Origin of the sequence: Streptomyces sp. NPDC088157, assembly GCF_044741545.1 — a bacterium.
Lineage (GTDB): Bacteria > Actinomycetota > Actinomycetes > Streptomycetales > Streptomycetaceae > Streptomyces.
In genome coordinates, this window is sequence record NZ_JBIUSU010000005.1 from 838,550 (window position 1) to 853,781 (window position 15,232).

Here is a 15,232-nt window from a genome sequence, read left to right on the forward strand (position 1 = left end):
GATGCGAAGGCCGGGGGGCCGCAGGCGCCGCAGCGCGTCCAGCCCGTCTCCGTTCCCGGGGAGGGACTCTCTTGGCTCGCCATGGCTCCGCACGTCTGCGTCTCGTCGCCGCCTCCGCCGTCCTGGCGGCCGGCCTGACCCCGCTGCTGCCGTCGACCGCGGTCGCGGACACGCCGCAGGAGACGGTGGTGCCGGCGACGCTGCGCAGCACCTACACCGGGGCGGCCGTCTACGGAGGGTCGTCGTACTCCGGGCGCGACGGGGCCGGCGCCCAGGGCGTGTTCCATACCCTGGAGGGCTCCGGCCTGGTCTGGACGCGCTATGCGGACGGCACGTCCGTCAAGGTGGTCCATCCGACGGGCTACACCAACTACGCCACGACGGGCGGCGACGTCCTCGCCTATCACTACGCCGGCGGCCGGGTCGACCTGTGGAACGCGGCCGACGGCACCACGCGCACGATCCGGACGCCGGAAGGGCTGACGCTGCTCACCGTCTACGCCGACCTGGCGGTCGCCTACCGGACGGTGAAGGACGAGAACGGGACGACGGTCGACCGGGAGATGCATCTGCTGTCGCCCGAGGCCGACGGCAGCACACGGGACGTGCCGGTGACCGGAGCGCCCGAGGGGTACATCCTCGGACAGCCCAGGGGCGGGGACGCGGACGGGCTGCTCTTCAGCGCCGGACGGGCGGGCGGCCCGTACGTGTCGGTCATGGTCGACCGGAGCACGGGCCAGGTGCGGGGGTGGACCCCGCCGCGCACCAAGGTCTACGCCAATGCGCAGGTCACCACCGATCACGTGGTCCTCTTCGCGGTCGGCGACCCCGTCGTCCAGGTGTTCTCCCGCTCCGACCTGTCCGCCGCCCCCGTCGAGGTCACGCTGGCCGGCGGCGGCGCGGACCCGACGCGGGACATCGCCGTGGTGGGCGACTGGCTGGTGACCCGGCCGGATACCGCGGTGATCGCCCAGCCCGTCTCGGGCGGCCCCTCGAAGACCCTGCTGCCCGCGTCGAACCCCCGTATCTCCGCGGTGTCGGACGGCAGTGCGGTGGCCGTCGGCCGCACCGCCGCCGCCGAGGACGACTGGGGCGTCCAGCGCATCCACCCGGGCGCGGACGGCACCCCGGTCGTCACCCGGCTCAAGGCACTGCCGAGGCCGCCGTACAGGATTCAGGGGATCTCCCTGGACCAGGGGAAGCTCGTCGTCGCCGATCCCAGCTACGCCGGATTTCGCGACACCTACGGGCGGACCGTCGCCGCGACCGGGACGCCGACGTTCGGGGCGCGCTCGTCGTACGACGGTACGGACATGCTGGTGGACAACTGCCCGGTGGCGGACGTCGGATGCTCCCAGCTGTTCGGTACGGCCGGCGGGCAGGCAGTCTGGCTGGACCGCGAATCGGAGTCGTACGACCGCATCAGAGCCAACGGGCCGGCGGCGTACGACAACTGGGAGGTCGCCGTTCCCGCCGGCGGGCGGATCACGGAGGTGTCCGGGGCGTACGTGCTCTACACGACGTCCGCCCAGCAGTACGTCTACCGGATCGACGGCGGCAGCCCGGTCGTCACCCGCCCGCCGGGCCCCGCCGCCGTCTCCGGCGACGTCCTGTGGACGGCCGGCGCCACCCCCGGCACGCTCACCGCTTACGACCTGACGTCGAAGAAGACCACCGAGACGCTGACCACCGACGCCGACTGCACGCCCACCGAAGTGCAGGCACTGGGCCGCTGGCTCTACTGGAACTGCGGTGACAGGGCCGGAGTGTACGACCGTACGGCCAAGAGGTCCGTGGCCGTCCCGGCCGACGAGGCGAAGCTCGGCGACGGGTACGTCGTCACGCACGACAAGCGGGCCGGGAAGCTGACGTTGACGACGTTCGCCGACGGCACCCCCGCCGGCCGGGTGATCGGCGACCTGCCCGACACCGGGGTCTCGCAGCGGGACGTGCGCTGGACGGTCGACGAGTCGGGCGCGAACGCGGCCTATGTGGACGACAAGGAGCAGGTGCACCTCGTGCCGTCCGGGGTGGATCAGCAGCCGCTGGGGCTGCTGGAGGCCCAGCGGACCACCGACGCGATCTGGGCGCAAGCGGACAACGGCGCACTGCTCACCGAGAACGACACCCTGCTGTCGAAGCCCGTGGCGAGCTGGCAGTTCACGATCCGGAGCAAGGCGAGCGGCAAGACCGTCGTCAGCCGCGGCGGCGGTCCGGTGCGCGGCGCGCTGCCCCGGCTGGAGTGGGACGGCACCACCGGCGGCACGTACGCCCCGAACGGGCTGTACGACTGGACGGCCTCGTTCACGCCCGCCGACGGCGTCGGGGCCGCGCTCACGGTGAAGGGCACGGTCCGGCTGCAGCAGGGCGGCGCGGTGCACCACGACTACGTGGGCACCCCGAGTCTGCTTCCGGACGGGGTCGGTGATCTGGTCACCGTCGACTCCGGGGGCCTGCTGAACTTCCACCGGGGCACGGGCAGCGGCACCTTCTCCGGACGGGTCGGGGGCTGGGGCTGGGGGTCGCCCATCACTCCGGTGCCCGTGGGGGACCTGAGTGGAGACCGCTGCAACGACGTGCTGCTGCGGATGGGCAACGGGGATCTGTACCTGTACCGGCTGCCCTGTGTCCTGACGTCCACGGTCCTGACGTCGTACACGAAGATCGGCACCGGCTGGAACCAGTTCGACACCCTCACCGCATCCGGTGACGTCACCGGCGACGGCCGTCCGGACCTGATCGCCCGCAACGCCACGACCGGAGCGGTGTACCTCTACAAGGGCACGAGCACGGGCAGGCTGGCGACCGGCGTGAAGCTGTACGCGAACTGGAAGGCGTACAAGAGGGTCGTCGCGGCCGGCGACCTCAACGGCGACGGCGTCGGCGACCTGCTCACCCAGGACAAGGCGAACAACCTGTACCGGTTCTACGGGACCGGCAAGGGGACCTTCGGCCCCGGGGTGAAGCTGTTCGCCGGCTGGGGCGCCCCGTACAACGTGGTCGTGGGCGTCGGCGACATCACCGGGGACGGGAAGGCGGACCTGATCGCGCGGGACACGGCCGGGGCGCTGTACCGGATTCCCGGCAACGGCAAGGGCTCCTTCACCTCGCGCGTGAAGATCGGCACCGGCTGGCAGAACTACAAGGGCATTTTCTAGCCAAGTTGTGACGTGTGTCACGCCCCCGGTAAGGGAATTGCTGGGGGCATGACAGATGACGGCATGGTGAGTGGGCGGTCTCCCGGGACTCTCTCGGACGAAGAGCGGCTGGCCCAGCTCGGCTACACCCAGGTTCTGGCCCGCCGCATGTCGGCGTTCTCCAACTACGCGGTCTCCTTCACGATCATCTCGGTCCTGTCGGGCTGCCTGACGCTGTACCTGTTCGGCATGAACACCGGCGGACCGGCCGTGATCACCTGGGGCTGGGTCGCCGTGGGGCTGATGACCCTGTTCGTCGGCCTGTCCATGGCCGAGATCTGTTCCGCGTACCCGACGTCGGCAGGCCTGTACTTCTGGGCGCACCGGCTGGCGCCCCCGCGGTCGGCGGCGGCCTGGGCCTGGTTCACGGGCTGGTTCAACGTACTGGGCCAGGTGGCCGTGACGGCCGGCATCGACTTCGGGGCCGCGTCCTTCCTCGGCGCCTACCTGAACCTCCAGTTCGACTTCGAGGTGACGCCCGGCCGGACGGTCCTGCTCTTCGCCGGGATCCTGGTGCTGCACGGCCTGCTCAACACCTTCGGGGTCCGCATCGTCGCCCTCCTCAACAGCGTGAGCGTGTGGTGGCACGTGCTGGGCGTCGGCGTCATCGTGGGGGCGCTGGCCTTCGTCCCCGACAAGCACCAGTCGACGTCCTTCGTGTTCGGCGAGTTCGTCAACAACACGGGCTGGGGCAGCGGGGTGTACGTCGTCCTGCTCGGCCTGCTGATGGCCCAGTACACCTTCACCGGCTACGACGCCTCCGCCCATATGACGGAGGAGACGCACGACGCCTCGACGGCCGGACCCAAGGGCATCGTGCAGTCCATCTGGACCTCGTGGATCGCCGGCTTCGTCCTCCTGCTCGGCTTCACGTACGCCATCCAGTCCTACGACGCCGCGCTCGCCTCCCCGACCGGCGCGCCGCCCGCCCAGATCCTGCTCGACGCGCTCGGCGCGACCGCCGGCAAGCTGCTGCTGCTCGTGGTGATCGGCGCCCAGCTGTTCTGCGGGATGGCGTCGGTGACGGCCAACAGCCGCATGATCTACGCCTTCTCGCGCGACGGCGCGCTGCCGTACTCCCACGTCTGGCACACCGTCAGCGCGCGCACCCGTACCCCCGTCGCGGCGGTCTGGCTGGCGGCCGGCGGCGCGCTGGTGCTGGGCCTGCCGTATCTGATCAACGTCACCGCGTACGCGGCCGTCACCTCCATCGCCGTCATCGGCCTCTACATCGCGTACGTCATCCCGACGCTGCTGCGCATCCGCAAGGGTGAGGCCTTCGAGCGGGGGCCGTGGCACCTGGGCCGCTGGTCGAAGGCGATCGGCGTGGTGTCCGTGGCGTGGGTGGCCGTCATCACCGTCCTGTTCATGCTGCCCCAGGTCTCCCCGGTCACCTGGGAGACCTTCAACTACGCCCCGGTCGCGGTCCTCGTCGTCCTGGGCTTCGCGGGAGTGTGGTGGCAGGCCTCGGCCCGGAACTGGTTCCTGAACCCCGAACACGAACGGACCATCGCCCGCGAGGCGGCGCGGGCGAAGTCACCTGTCGGACCACCGCACAACTGAGCGGTGTCCGCCGGGTTCCGTGACCGATCCGGATCGCTTCGAGTCCCTCGGCGCGCCCGTGTCTCCGATACCCGATCGGAGACACGGCCACGTCCGGCTATGCTCGGGGAGACAACATCGCCTGGGCCCTTAGCTCAATTGGCAGAGCAGTGGACTTTTAATCCATTGGTTGTGGGTTCGAGTCCCACAGGGCCTACGGTTCGCGGGTGGGGTACCTCCTCTGACCTGCGGTGCAGCGTCCGGGTCGGCTTCGGCTGACTCGGACGCTGTCTTGTTTGGGGGCCCTGCGTGCGCGAGCGTGCTGGTGGCCTGCGAACCGGCTGCGGCCGATGCGCTGAAGAGTCCCCGGGCCGATCACGGGCCGGGGACTCGCCGTTTCCATCGCTGGGCCATTCGCTCGCTGCGGTCCTTCGCTCCGTGCCGGGTCAGCCGGCGTCGTCCGCTGTCCTGCCGGACGCGAGTCTGGTGATGCTCTGGCGGAGGCGGTTGGCATCCAGCGAGGCTACGGAGGTGACGGCTTGGAGGTGGGATGTGAAGAGGGCGTGGTACGGGTGCAGGGCGCCGGCAAGGTCGTGGTGAGACTCGGCGAACTCGGTCAGGTCGGCGAGGTCTCTGGTGGCGGCGTCGGAGAGGAGGCTCAGGTCGTCGAGCTGGGAGAGGAGGTCGCCGAGGTGGCCGCCGGCGGTGGCGCCGGCCAGGGCGAGGGTCAGATCCCGGGGGGAGCGCGGAGGGTGGGTGATGAGGCGCTCCACGGCCAGGGTTTGGTGGCGGTTGCGCCAGGGAGTGGGCGGAAGCCAGTGGAGGGCGCGGGACACCGACGGGGCGTCGGCGATGAGGGGTTCGCGGGCCGGCCGAACGCTGACGTTCCGTACCGGGAAACCGGCTGTCGACAGGGCCTGGCAGGCGTGACCCACTTCCCGCCACATTGCCCGGTCGTCGAGAACGATCTCGCGGGCCAGCAGGGTGACGATCCGGGCGTTGACGGCTGACGCGACCGTACCGGCATGGTGGGGCTGCAGCCGTGCCGCCAGCTGCAGCAGCAGGACTGCCGAGGGCAGGTCGACGTGTTCGACCACCCTGGTCCAGCCGGTCTCCCTGAGCGCGTCGAGCATGGCTGACGCCTTGTCATGGCTGAGGAGGCTCGTCAGGAGGGCAGCGAGTCCGATGGCCGGTTCCAGGTCGGCGACCAGGCCCAGCCGCAGCCGTCGTTCCAGCTTGCCCGGGTCGATCTTCGGGACCAGTTCGAGCGCCCACCGCCGTTCCCACAGCGCCATGGTGCGCAGGATGTCGCGGATGACCCGCGGGCTGGAGACGGTGGCGATGATGAGTCTCTTCAGCTCGTACGTCGTACTGGTCCAGTCAGCGTTGAGCGCCTGTTTGGGCCCGATCCCGATTCGGGAGAGGTTCAGCGCCGCCATGTACTGCTCGGAGGGGTTCTGCAGTAACTGCAGTTCCTCGGTGAAGATCCTCATCAGCAGGGCGTCGCTCGTGAGCCCTCGGTAGACAGGCTCACCCAGCCCGGCGATGTCCTCGAGAGCCGCGAGCAGACCCGTGGCCGCGACCGGGTTCTGGTACATCGCGGAACGGGTTCTCCAGGCCAGACGCGATTCGTCCGCCGAGCGGACGGTGCGCAGCGTGAGATTGCCGTACTTGGTGAGCTCGCGGCCCACGAAGCCCCGGTTGACGTGACTGAGGATCCGCAGGACCTGCGTGAACTCCTCGCCGGTCTTGGCAGTGTCGAGCCGGTCGACCCACACGTTCGGCCGCCCGATGATCCTGCTCGTCTTCTGCAGCAGGGTCGCTCCGGAGATTCCGTCGGTGTGCCGCATCGTGCGGGCCACCTCCCGGCAGGCTTCCGCGACGGGGATGGTCGGGGCGTTGGCCAGGCGCTGTGCCAGCTCTCGGACGTCGAACGTCTGGGCGTATCGGCGTGGGGCGTTGGGATAGAGGGCGCGAGCCAGCCGGTGGAATTCCGCCTGCGCGTCCGGAGGGGACCACACGCTCATGCCGTTCAGCAGGTCGTCGATGCCGACCCTCTCGCGCAGGCTGTGCAGGAAGCCCTGCCCGAATTCGGGGTCTTCTCCGATCCGCAGGGCGAGCCGGGGACCCCAGACCCGGCGGGACGTCGTGAGCGCCTGCTTGACGATGTCGACCATCAGTTCCAGGCCCGCCTCGCGGTACGAGACCTGCGCCTCCCACAAACCCTTGACCACGTAGTACTTCACGGAAGGCCGAGGGTCGCTCTGCAGCCAGTCCGTCACGGTCTGATCGCCGAACTCGTCTCCCAGCCGTTGGGCGAAGGTCTCGCCGTTCTGGTGGTAGGGATCCTCTACCGCATACGTCACCGACAGCAGCATGCCGGCGGCCTTGGGATCGTTCTTGGCCGCGCGAGCCAGGCTCCGGACGAACTTGTCGTCGGGCGTGAGGTCGGCAGCACTGCGCACCCGGCCCTTGGTGGGAGCCGAGAGCAGCAGACAGGCGCACCAGGCGTGGAGGCCCTGAACGACGCGCAGGAGCTCCACGACCTCCATCGGCGTGGCGCGTCGTAGGAGGTCACGGAGGGCGTTCAGGTAACGGCCCTGGTCCCAGCGGGTGTCGACAGCCCTTTTGAGGATCTCGTTGCGGTGCATGCCGGACGTCCGCCGCAACTCCCGCAGTGCGGAGATGACATCGCGTGGGCTGCTGTTGTCCAGGGCGGGTTGGAGGAGGTCCTGGTAGTCGTCGATCATCGGGGCCCACTCGGTCCCCTCTACCTGACGACGCAGCATCATCCCGGCGAGGATGACGGCGAATCCGTCCTCCGCTCTGCCCCGGTAGTCGACCAGCAGCTCTGGACCGGGCTCCTGGTCGACCGGGTGGTATCCGGCGGCGTCCTCGTAGTGGACGTCGCTGTCGTCCGCCACACGCCGCCACAGCCGGCGCTGCAGACGGAGGGCACGCAACACGAGGAAGTAGTCCGCGGGGCGGGCGGGAACCAGGTCGGTGACGACCTCCGCAACCCGTAGGACGATGATCTCGTTGAGATCGGCGTCCTGGAACCACTCGATCAGGCTGAGCAGGTGCAGGCGTTCCTGAGCGGTGCCCTCGCCGCGCGTGATCAAGGCGTTGACCTGCGTCTTCAGCCAAGATCTGGCTTCGTCCAGGGCGAGCGCGCCGGTGGACATGGCATGGCGGATGCCACGGATCACATGCACCAGGTCGTGCAGGCGCAGTGGTGAGGGGTCTTCCTTCAGCCGCTGGACGAACTTCAGGATGAAGTCCTCGGTGATCTCCTCGTTCAGTGAACTCCCCAGCGCTGTCAGGCCGCGTGCGAGTTCGGTCGCTTGCGCCCCTTGCAGCCAGTCGTCGAGTGCGCCGCTGCGCCGGGTGTGGTCGAGCAACTCGGCCGCGACCCGGGCGCGGTAGAGCCGGGCGCCGAGCAGCCGCGGCAGGACGTCTCGGGGAGCCTGGCGCATGAGCGCCTCCACACGCGGCAGCACGAGCTCGACGACCTTCGACATCACGCGCCGCTCACCCACCGAGGGGATCAGGTCGGGTTCGTCAGGATCTTCCTCGAGCTGCAGAACACGGCGCAGGATCCGGACGCTGTCCTCGGTGCTCGCGATCCTGACCAGGTCCTGTCCCGCCAGTGACTGGACGGACAGGACCTGCCGCTCATCCTCCGTGAGGTCGGTGAGTGTCTCATCGGGCACTCCCGAACGGATCACTGAGGCCGCCGCGGCCTCGGCCACCGCCTGCCTCTCCTGCAAGCCGAGTTCGTCGAAGCAGGCGAGGACGGGGTCCTTCCCTCCGCCGGTGCGCATGACCCGGATGAGGACCGCGAGATCCCGGGTGCCGTCATCCCGTTCGAGTTCCTCCAGCCCGGCCCGGCGGCTCAGGATTCCGGGGCTCTTGCTGGACATCCGCTCGACGAAGGTCTTCAGGCGCGGCTTGCCCACGCACGCCGGGACGACATCGATGCTTTCCGTGCTCCATTCGAAGGCCGCGGAGAGGTTGTACTCCAGAGCCGCGAGCACGCTCACCCGAAGGGACTCCGACACAAGAGGCAGCAGCGCGTCCACCGCGTTGTTGCCGCCCTGCAGCGGAAGGAGGCCGTCCAGGATCAGCAGGCAGGGCTTGCTCTTGTCACGGTCCAGCAGCGCGATCGCGCGCCGGCACGCCTCGATCAGCGGGTCGCGGTCGGGCAGCTCCCCGTCGAGGGACCTGATCGTCTGGACCTGCCAGTCCTGATCCCGCAACCTGCCAGCCAGCAGCCGGGCGATCGTGCTCTTGCCGCTGCGTGCGGTGCCGCCGATGACGGCCACGCGTCTGGATTGCTCCGCCAGCTTCCGGCCGGCGGCCTTCGGCTTCCCGCCCGAGCCCGTCTGCCCTGGTGACGGGGACCCCTGGAAGATCGTCTGGAGGTCGGCCACCTGGCTCACCACAATGTCGTCGGACCGGGGAGCCATCGGGTCGGGCATCCAGCCCAGGCGGCGCAGCTCGGCGCTGTTCCGGTTGTACTTCCAGTCGGCCCAGCGGCCACCCCAGACAGCGGTGGCGGCGGCGTCCAGCGTCGACGCGATCGGCACGTCGGACAGCGGCGCCCTCAGGTTTCCAGGGCCGGCCTGGACCCAGCCGCGCGCCGTCGGGGCGAGGACAACGGTGACGCCGACCAGCGCGAGCGCCTCGACCCGGCCGGCCAGATCTGCCTCTGTCATCGGTGCGAAGCTCTGCCCCTGCGTCGCGGTACCGACGGCCAGGACGGCCGGGCGGGGCAGTCCGGCGGCCTCCGCGAGCATGTCGAGCGCGTAGCCGAGCCCGATCGCCGGGTCGTCGGCGGGCTGCGAGGCGGGCCATACTCCCGCCGGAAGGGGGGGCCGTCCTCCCGCGCCGACCACTCCGAAGTCCTCGAGCAGCTTCGCCACCGCTTCCCATGCCGCCATGACGTGCGGGCCGGCCCATTCCAGAGGCCTGAGCCACCCCGGCGCGCCTGCCGAGAACGGGCCGTCCGACACCGTCCCGGCCATGGACGGCCCGTCGGCCAAGGTGATCGCGATGCGCCCCCCGGGCCCGTCGAGCACCGCTGCGTGCGCCGGGCCGCTACGAGGTTGTTCTCCGCTCGCGCACGAGGACTTCACAGGGCATTCGGCCCACAGCTCCGAGAGCTGTTCCAGGATCTCGTCATCCAGCTCGTCGATGAGCCGGTTCATCGACCCGTGCGCCTGCGCGGGGCCGCCCGGGACCCGCTGTGTCGTTCGTGCCCCGAAGCAGATGTCGACGAGGAGGGCGAGACCGCTGTTCTCGGCCACGGTCAGCCAATCGGGCAGAGAGGCGAGGGCGGCTTCGCCGGCCGGTCCCTTCTGCAGCTCGCCGACCCATCCGCCAACGAGGTCGAGCTCCGCCAGGGCGGTGGTGAGTTCCTGCTCGTCGATGTCCTGGCCGGCCGCAAGGTTCAGCAGCAGGAGGAGCCCGACCAGCCGATCGCGGACGAACGCGTTGCCGGGCGTGTGGGCCGGGGGGTGTGGCGATGCTGCCATCTGGGTTACCTCCTGGGGCCGTTGAAGCGGCATGCCGGGCTTCCTTGGTTCTGATGGGGCTCGGCGTGCAGCAGGGAGAGCGCGCGGGACGTCGCGACGATCAGTCCGTGTGTTCCGTGCGAACAGACTCCGGCCGGCAGTGCGTCGAGCGGCCAGCGGGCGCCACTGCCGTCGGTGACACTGCGGGTTTCCAGCCAGCTGCCGTCCTTGTCACCGCCGGCGAGGACGAACCAGTCGGCCGTCAGGTGGACAGCCCGCAGGTTGTGTTCGAGCGCCGGGACAGTACCCGCGAGCGGGGCCGCACCCCCCACGAACGTGCAGGTGCCGCCAGCGTCGACGATCACGGCCGTCTCGCCGTCGGCCGAGACCGCCAAGCGCACGGGGTTCGGGCACAGCGCGACTCTTCGAGGGGCGGCCCGGTGGGCCGGGGACCATCGGCGAACCACTCCGTCGAGGGTGGCCACCCAGACGACGGGATCGTCTCCCCGGCCGGCCATGGCCAGTGCGACGACGGGCTGTCGGAGCGCTTCGAGGTGTATGGGAGCGGCGCCGGATGCGGCCAGTACCTCGACGGCCGGGCCGTGACCGAGGGCGAGGAGGCCGGCCGGGTGGGACGCCGAGGGGCCGGGCAGGTCACCGGATCCCGTCCGCAGGATCTGCTCCTCGTCGACGTCCGGGGAGCACCGGAGCACCGAGCCGTCCGAGAGCACAAGGAGTGCCTGAGCACCGTCGGAGCCCGCGATCGCGTGCAGGTCGCGGACAGGACCGAGGCCCAACCGCGATGTCGACCTCTCACCGTTGGCACCGTCCCACCAGATCACCGTGCCGTCGTCGTGAGCGGTGATGAGGGAGCGGGGTCCGGGTTCCCCGGCCGCAGACACTCGTGTGGTCGTGTGGTGTTCACGGACGGCGGGGTTCGCCCAGCGCACTTCGAGTGAGCCGGGGGGAGCGACGACGGGGCCGACGGCGCTGGCGAGATCGGTGAGGCCCCTGCGGGTGGCGGTGAGCGCGAGGGCGAAACGGCGCTGGTGCACCTTCCCGCGGCGGGGCTGGTTGTTCCATACGGCGGTACGTGCTGCCTGGTCCGGGCCGCGCAGGGCCTTGACCGTTCGTGTCATGGTCAGGCGTGGCAGCGCGAGCAGGAAGTCCGGGTCGTCCATCAGGTGGCCCATGCCGCTGGTCGGGTCGGCGGCCGCGGCGGCGAGGATGTCGAGCAGGTGGGGCGGGACGTTCTCCCAGCGGCGGCGGGCCGCATCGAGTTCGTCGTACAGGTGACGCAGCACGGTACGGCGTGCCCCGCGCCCGTTCGCCGGTGCGGGGTGGGACGGCCGCCATTCGCCGTGCGGGTTCCCCGGCTCCCCACCGGTGGCGCCCCGCTGCACGAGGAATGTGCGGCAGGCGGGAAGGCAGGCCCCCAGCTTCTGCGGGGAGAGCGGGGTGCCGCCCAGGCGGGCGGCGACGGCGGCCCAGGTCCGCAGATCGAGGAAGAGGTCGTCGCCGAAGGAGCACAGCGTGGTCAGGGTGTCCGCCACGGCGTTTGCGGTGGCCGGGGGGAGGAACTCCTGAAGCGTCCGGTGGAGCAGGCCGTCGAGCCGGTCGGCGGCGGCCTCGCAGGCGTATTCCAGGGAGTCGGTGTTCTCCCGGAGCATGACGTCCGCCGCGGTGACGGCCGCCGTGAAACAGCCTCCGCAGATCTGTTGCAGGGCGGCGGTCGAGGTGGAGGCGCGCCCGCCGTAGGCGAAGCGGGTCTGCAGGTAAATGCCTACGGACGGGGGCCCGTGGTGTCCTGGTTCGTCGAGATCGACGATCGGCCGGGGCGGTTGGTCCGGCGGCTGTCGGGTGGCGCCCACGACCACCCGGACGTTCGGTAACGCGGCCAACGGTTCGACCAGTCGGGTCAGTACAGCGGCAGGCTCACGAGCTTCGTCCAGGTGATCGACGATGATCCCGCGGACGGCCCCGCCGCTCTGCCGCCTGAGCTTGGTCAGCAGGTCGGAGGCGGTCTCGTCGGTGAGCCCCAGCGACCTGGAGATGTCGGCGGCCAGCCGGTCGGTGGTCCGGCCGCGGGCATCGACCGGGGCCAGGATGAGGTCGTCGGCGGGGAGTACGCCGCGCCGGGCCACGACCGGGAGCGCGGCGCGCAGTTCGGCGGTCGCGGTGGTGACGATACGGGCCAGGACCGCGGTCTTGCCGCTGCCGTGGGAGCCGGTCAGCCACAACGGCGGTGCGGACCCGGCGCCGGTCAGGTGATCGATGACGGTGCGCAGCGCGCGTTCGCGTCCGGTGAAGTACCAGCCGGGGGTCTCCTCGTTGACGACGCCGCGGGAGGCCGGACTCCAGCCGGGCGGCAGCCAGTTGGGTGGGTCGGGCGGCATGTACATCGGGTTGGGCAGGGCCCGGCAGCGCGGATCGCCGTGGCCGGCGACGATCCTTGCCTTCTGCGAGGTGTTGCGCAGGGTGTGCTGGACGGATTCCATCACCTGCGTCAGATCCAGGTGCCGTTGGTCCCGGGAGGGAACGGCGGCGTCGCGCAGCGCGGTGATCAAGGCGTTGGAGAACACCGTCTCGAGAGCCTTCTCGGACCGCCGGGCCGCGGCCACGACCCAGAGGTCGAGCTGGTTGTCGATGGCTTGGTAAGGCGCCTGCGCGATAGTGTCCAACAACGTCTGCTCGCCGCCGGGAGCGGCGCCGCAGGCGTCCAGGACCAGCAGGACCTGGGCGAGGTCTGCGCGCTGACGCGACGCCTCGATCAGATCGGCCGGTCTGGTGACGGCCTTGGGGTCCATTTTCCGTGGGTCTGCCGGGAGTTCGTGCTCCGGCGGAACGAGTACCCAGTCCTTTCCCAGCGCGTAGCCGTGGCCCGTTGCGTAGATGACCAGGGTCGCCGTTCGTTCACCGGGATACTCACCATCGTGCTGACTCCAGTTGAACAAGGCGTCTCTGAGGCCGCTGTGGGTGAGCGCGTCGCCGTCCTCACCGGGGAACAACTCGGTCAGACCAAGGGCGTTGAGACTGCTGCGGACGGCTCGGACCTCATCCGGCAATTTCTTCAGGTCCTCGAACGATCCGCCGTAGGTCGGGCGCCCGGAAATGCAGAAGTACCCCGTGTGGTCAGCCAAGAGCTGCCTTTGCTGACTGGGCGGTGCGGACGTTCTTCAAGTAGGCGCCGGCGTCATGGGCGGTGGCACGGGAGTTGGACGCGGGAAGGTCGCGGATTTTCCCTGCGAACAGTCCGTCCAGCTTCTTGACCGTGGCGACGACGTCTTCTTTCGCGGCGACGTTGACCCAGGTGTCGATGCCGACGGGCCAGGGGGCCTGACAGGCGTCGATGTGCGGATGTAACTCGCGGAGAATGGGGCGGAGCCCCAGGGGCGAGCCGAGGGTGATCAGAGTCGACGCGGATGTCGCCGGGTGCGATCTCAGCCAGTCGTAGGCCACGACGCTGCCCAGCGAGTGAGCGATCACCAGGCGGGGCTGCGTCTCCATGGCGGCGCTGAACTCGGCGCGCACCAGCTTCTTGAATTCCGTGTCCCGCAGATAGCGGGCCACCTGCTTGATGAAACCGATGATCGCGCCGACCGTGCCGCCGAGGAACTTGCGTGACTGAAGCAAATCAATCGCCCACTGCACGCTCCGCGGCGCGTATCCCGCCTTGCCCGCCATGTCGCGCGAAGGGTCGTCGACGCCGTCGGCCAGGTCGGCCAGGAGATCCTCTTCCAGATCGGACGTCAGATCTCCGACCTCGTACTGCCAAGCGAGGCCTGCCTTGCCGTCGTTGTACAGGTGCCCGTAAAACGCGCATTCGAGCGTGAGATCTTCGACTTCGGGGAACCGCACGTTCCACAAGCCCTCACGCAGAGCGGCCAGCCAGGAATCGTGCATCTCTTCGCGGCTCGACCTGTTGGCGAGAATGCCGTGCACTGCGACAACGTCTGCCATCAACCCCCCCGGATTCGTCCTCTTGCCGCGATTATGGCAAGGGCCATGGCATCACTGTCTCCGTCTTGCCCAAATTGACCGCTGGCGCTCACCGCCTCGGCATCGGGGAGGTCGCGCGCCTGGTTCAGCCACTAGGGCGCCCAGTAGGGCGCGAGCCGGCGCCGGCCGCGAGCGGGAATGCGTCCTCACGGTCACCGGGACCTGCAGTGACACGAGGGAAGGAGCTTCCCGGAAGAGGCATTTCCGGAGACCGGTTCAGTATCCGGAACCACCCACCACAGCCCTACCAGGACTTTTAACCCATTGGTTGTGGGCTCGAATCCCACAGGGCCTACCGAAACGCACCCGGCTCAGGAGTGGTTGAGCCGGGGGCGTTCGTGATCATCCGGTGCGACGGTGGGTCAGTGGTCCGAGTAGCTGAAGTCGCCGATGGTCCAGGCGCTGACGTCCTCGATCGCCACGCGGTACATCCCGCCCGTCTCCGGGATCCCCACCGTGCCCTGCAGGATCCGGGCGACGTGGAAGTGCAGGTGTGTGGGCGGTCCCTCGTTCTTCGCGGAGGTGTCGAAGACGGCGGAGAAATCGCCCAGCTGGGCGGAGTTCGTCAGCACCTCCGACACCCTCTGCCGCCACATGGCCTCGGGGGCCAGTCGACCGGTGATGACGGCACCACCGGTGACCACGGTCAGGGGCATCTGATTGCTCTGCCCGGACTCCACGAGAGTGGCGAGGGCAACGATCAGCTCGTCAGGCTTCGGCATGAGATCGGATTCTATGTACCGGCACGCCCGAGCGGACCCGAGGGTCGAGGGCGAGGTGGCGTTTTCCGGCCCCTCGTGAACATTCTGACCGCTGTGACGCGGTCCCGCGCATCGGGGGCCCGTCGGAGGGGGCGGACCGGATGGTCGAGCGGGCCCGCGCCCGGGGCAACCGGACCTACGCCGACCTCACGGACCTCGCCGACCTCGTCGACGTCCGTGAGGTCCCCGAAGCCCGGGACGCCCGTGCCGTCGACGT

The 15,232-nt window shown here is 69.8% G+C and carries 6 protein-coding genes and 1 tRNA gene; 3 read left to right on the plus strand and 4 right to left on the minus strand.

Annotated elements, in window-relative coordinates; genetic code table 11:
* Window positions 1-71 precede the first annotated feature (71 nt).
* The 3 genes from ACIPFH_RS23945 to ACIPFH_RS23955 all read left to right on the plus strand — a co-directional run bounded on the left by ACIPFH_RS23945 (window position 72) and on the right by ACIPFH_RS23955 (window position 4,956).
* Window positions 72-3,158 carry an FG-GAP repeat domain-containing protein gene (locus tag ACIPFH_RS23945; RefSeq protein ID WP_401829154.1) on the plus strand — a complete coding sequence of 1,029 codons (3,087 nt, stop codon included), beginning with the start codon at window positions 72-74 and terminating at the stop codon, window positions 3,156-3,158.
* Window positions 3,159-3,206: 48 nt separating this feature from the next.
* The gene (locus ACIPFH_RS23950; protein WP_401829155.1) at window positions 3,207-4,760 is read left to right on the plus strand and encodes an amino acid permease; all 1,554 of its coding nucleotides are present in this window, start codon (window positions 3,207-3,209) and stop codon (window positions 4,758-4,760) included.
* Window positions 4,761-4,883: 123 nt separating this feature from the next.
* Window positions 4,884-4,956, plus strand: a tRNA-Lys gene (locus ACIPFH_RS23955).
* Between the two features lie 229 nt (window positions 4,957-5,185).
* Here ACIPFH_RS23955 and ACIPFH_RS23960 read toward each other — a convergent pair.
* From ACIPFH_RS23960 to ACIPFH_RS23975, 4 genes are all read right to left on the minus strand, one after another.
* Entirely contained in the window at window positions 5,186-10,276 is a 5,091-nt protein-coding gene (locus ACIPFH_RS23960) for a hypothetical protein (protein WP_401829158.1), read from the minus strand.
* Window positions 10,277-10,281: 5 nt separating this feature from the next.
* Window positions 10,282-13,320 (minus strand): hypothetical protein, encoded by a 3,039-nt coding sequence (locus tag ACIPFH_RS23965; protein ID WP_401829160.1) that lies wholly within the window; start codon window positions 13,318-13,320, stop codon window positions 10,282-10,284.
* Between the two features lie 67 nt (window positions 13,321-13,387).
* Complete coding sequence (locus ACIPFH_RS23970; protein ID WP_401829163.1) at window positions 13,388-14,197, minus strand: hypothetical protein; 810 nt, start codon at window positions 14,195-14,197, stop codon at window positions 13,388-13,390.
* 419 nt (window positions 14,198-14,616) lie between these two features.
* The gene (locus ACIPFH_RS23975; protein ID WP_401829165.1) at window positions 14,617-14,976 is read right to left on the minus strand and encodes a hypothetical protein; all 360 of its coding nucleotides are present in this window, start codon (window positions 14,974-14,976) and stop codon (window positions 14,617-14,619) included.
* Between the last annotated feature and the right edge of the window lie 256 nt (window positions 14,977-15,232).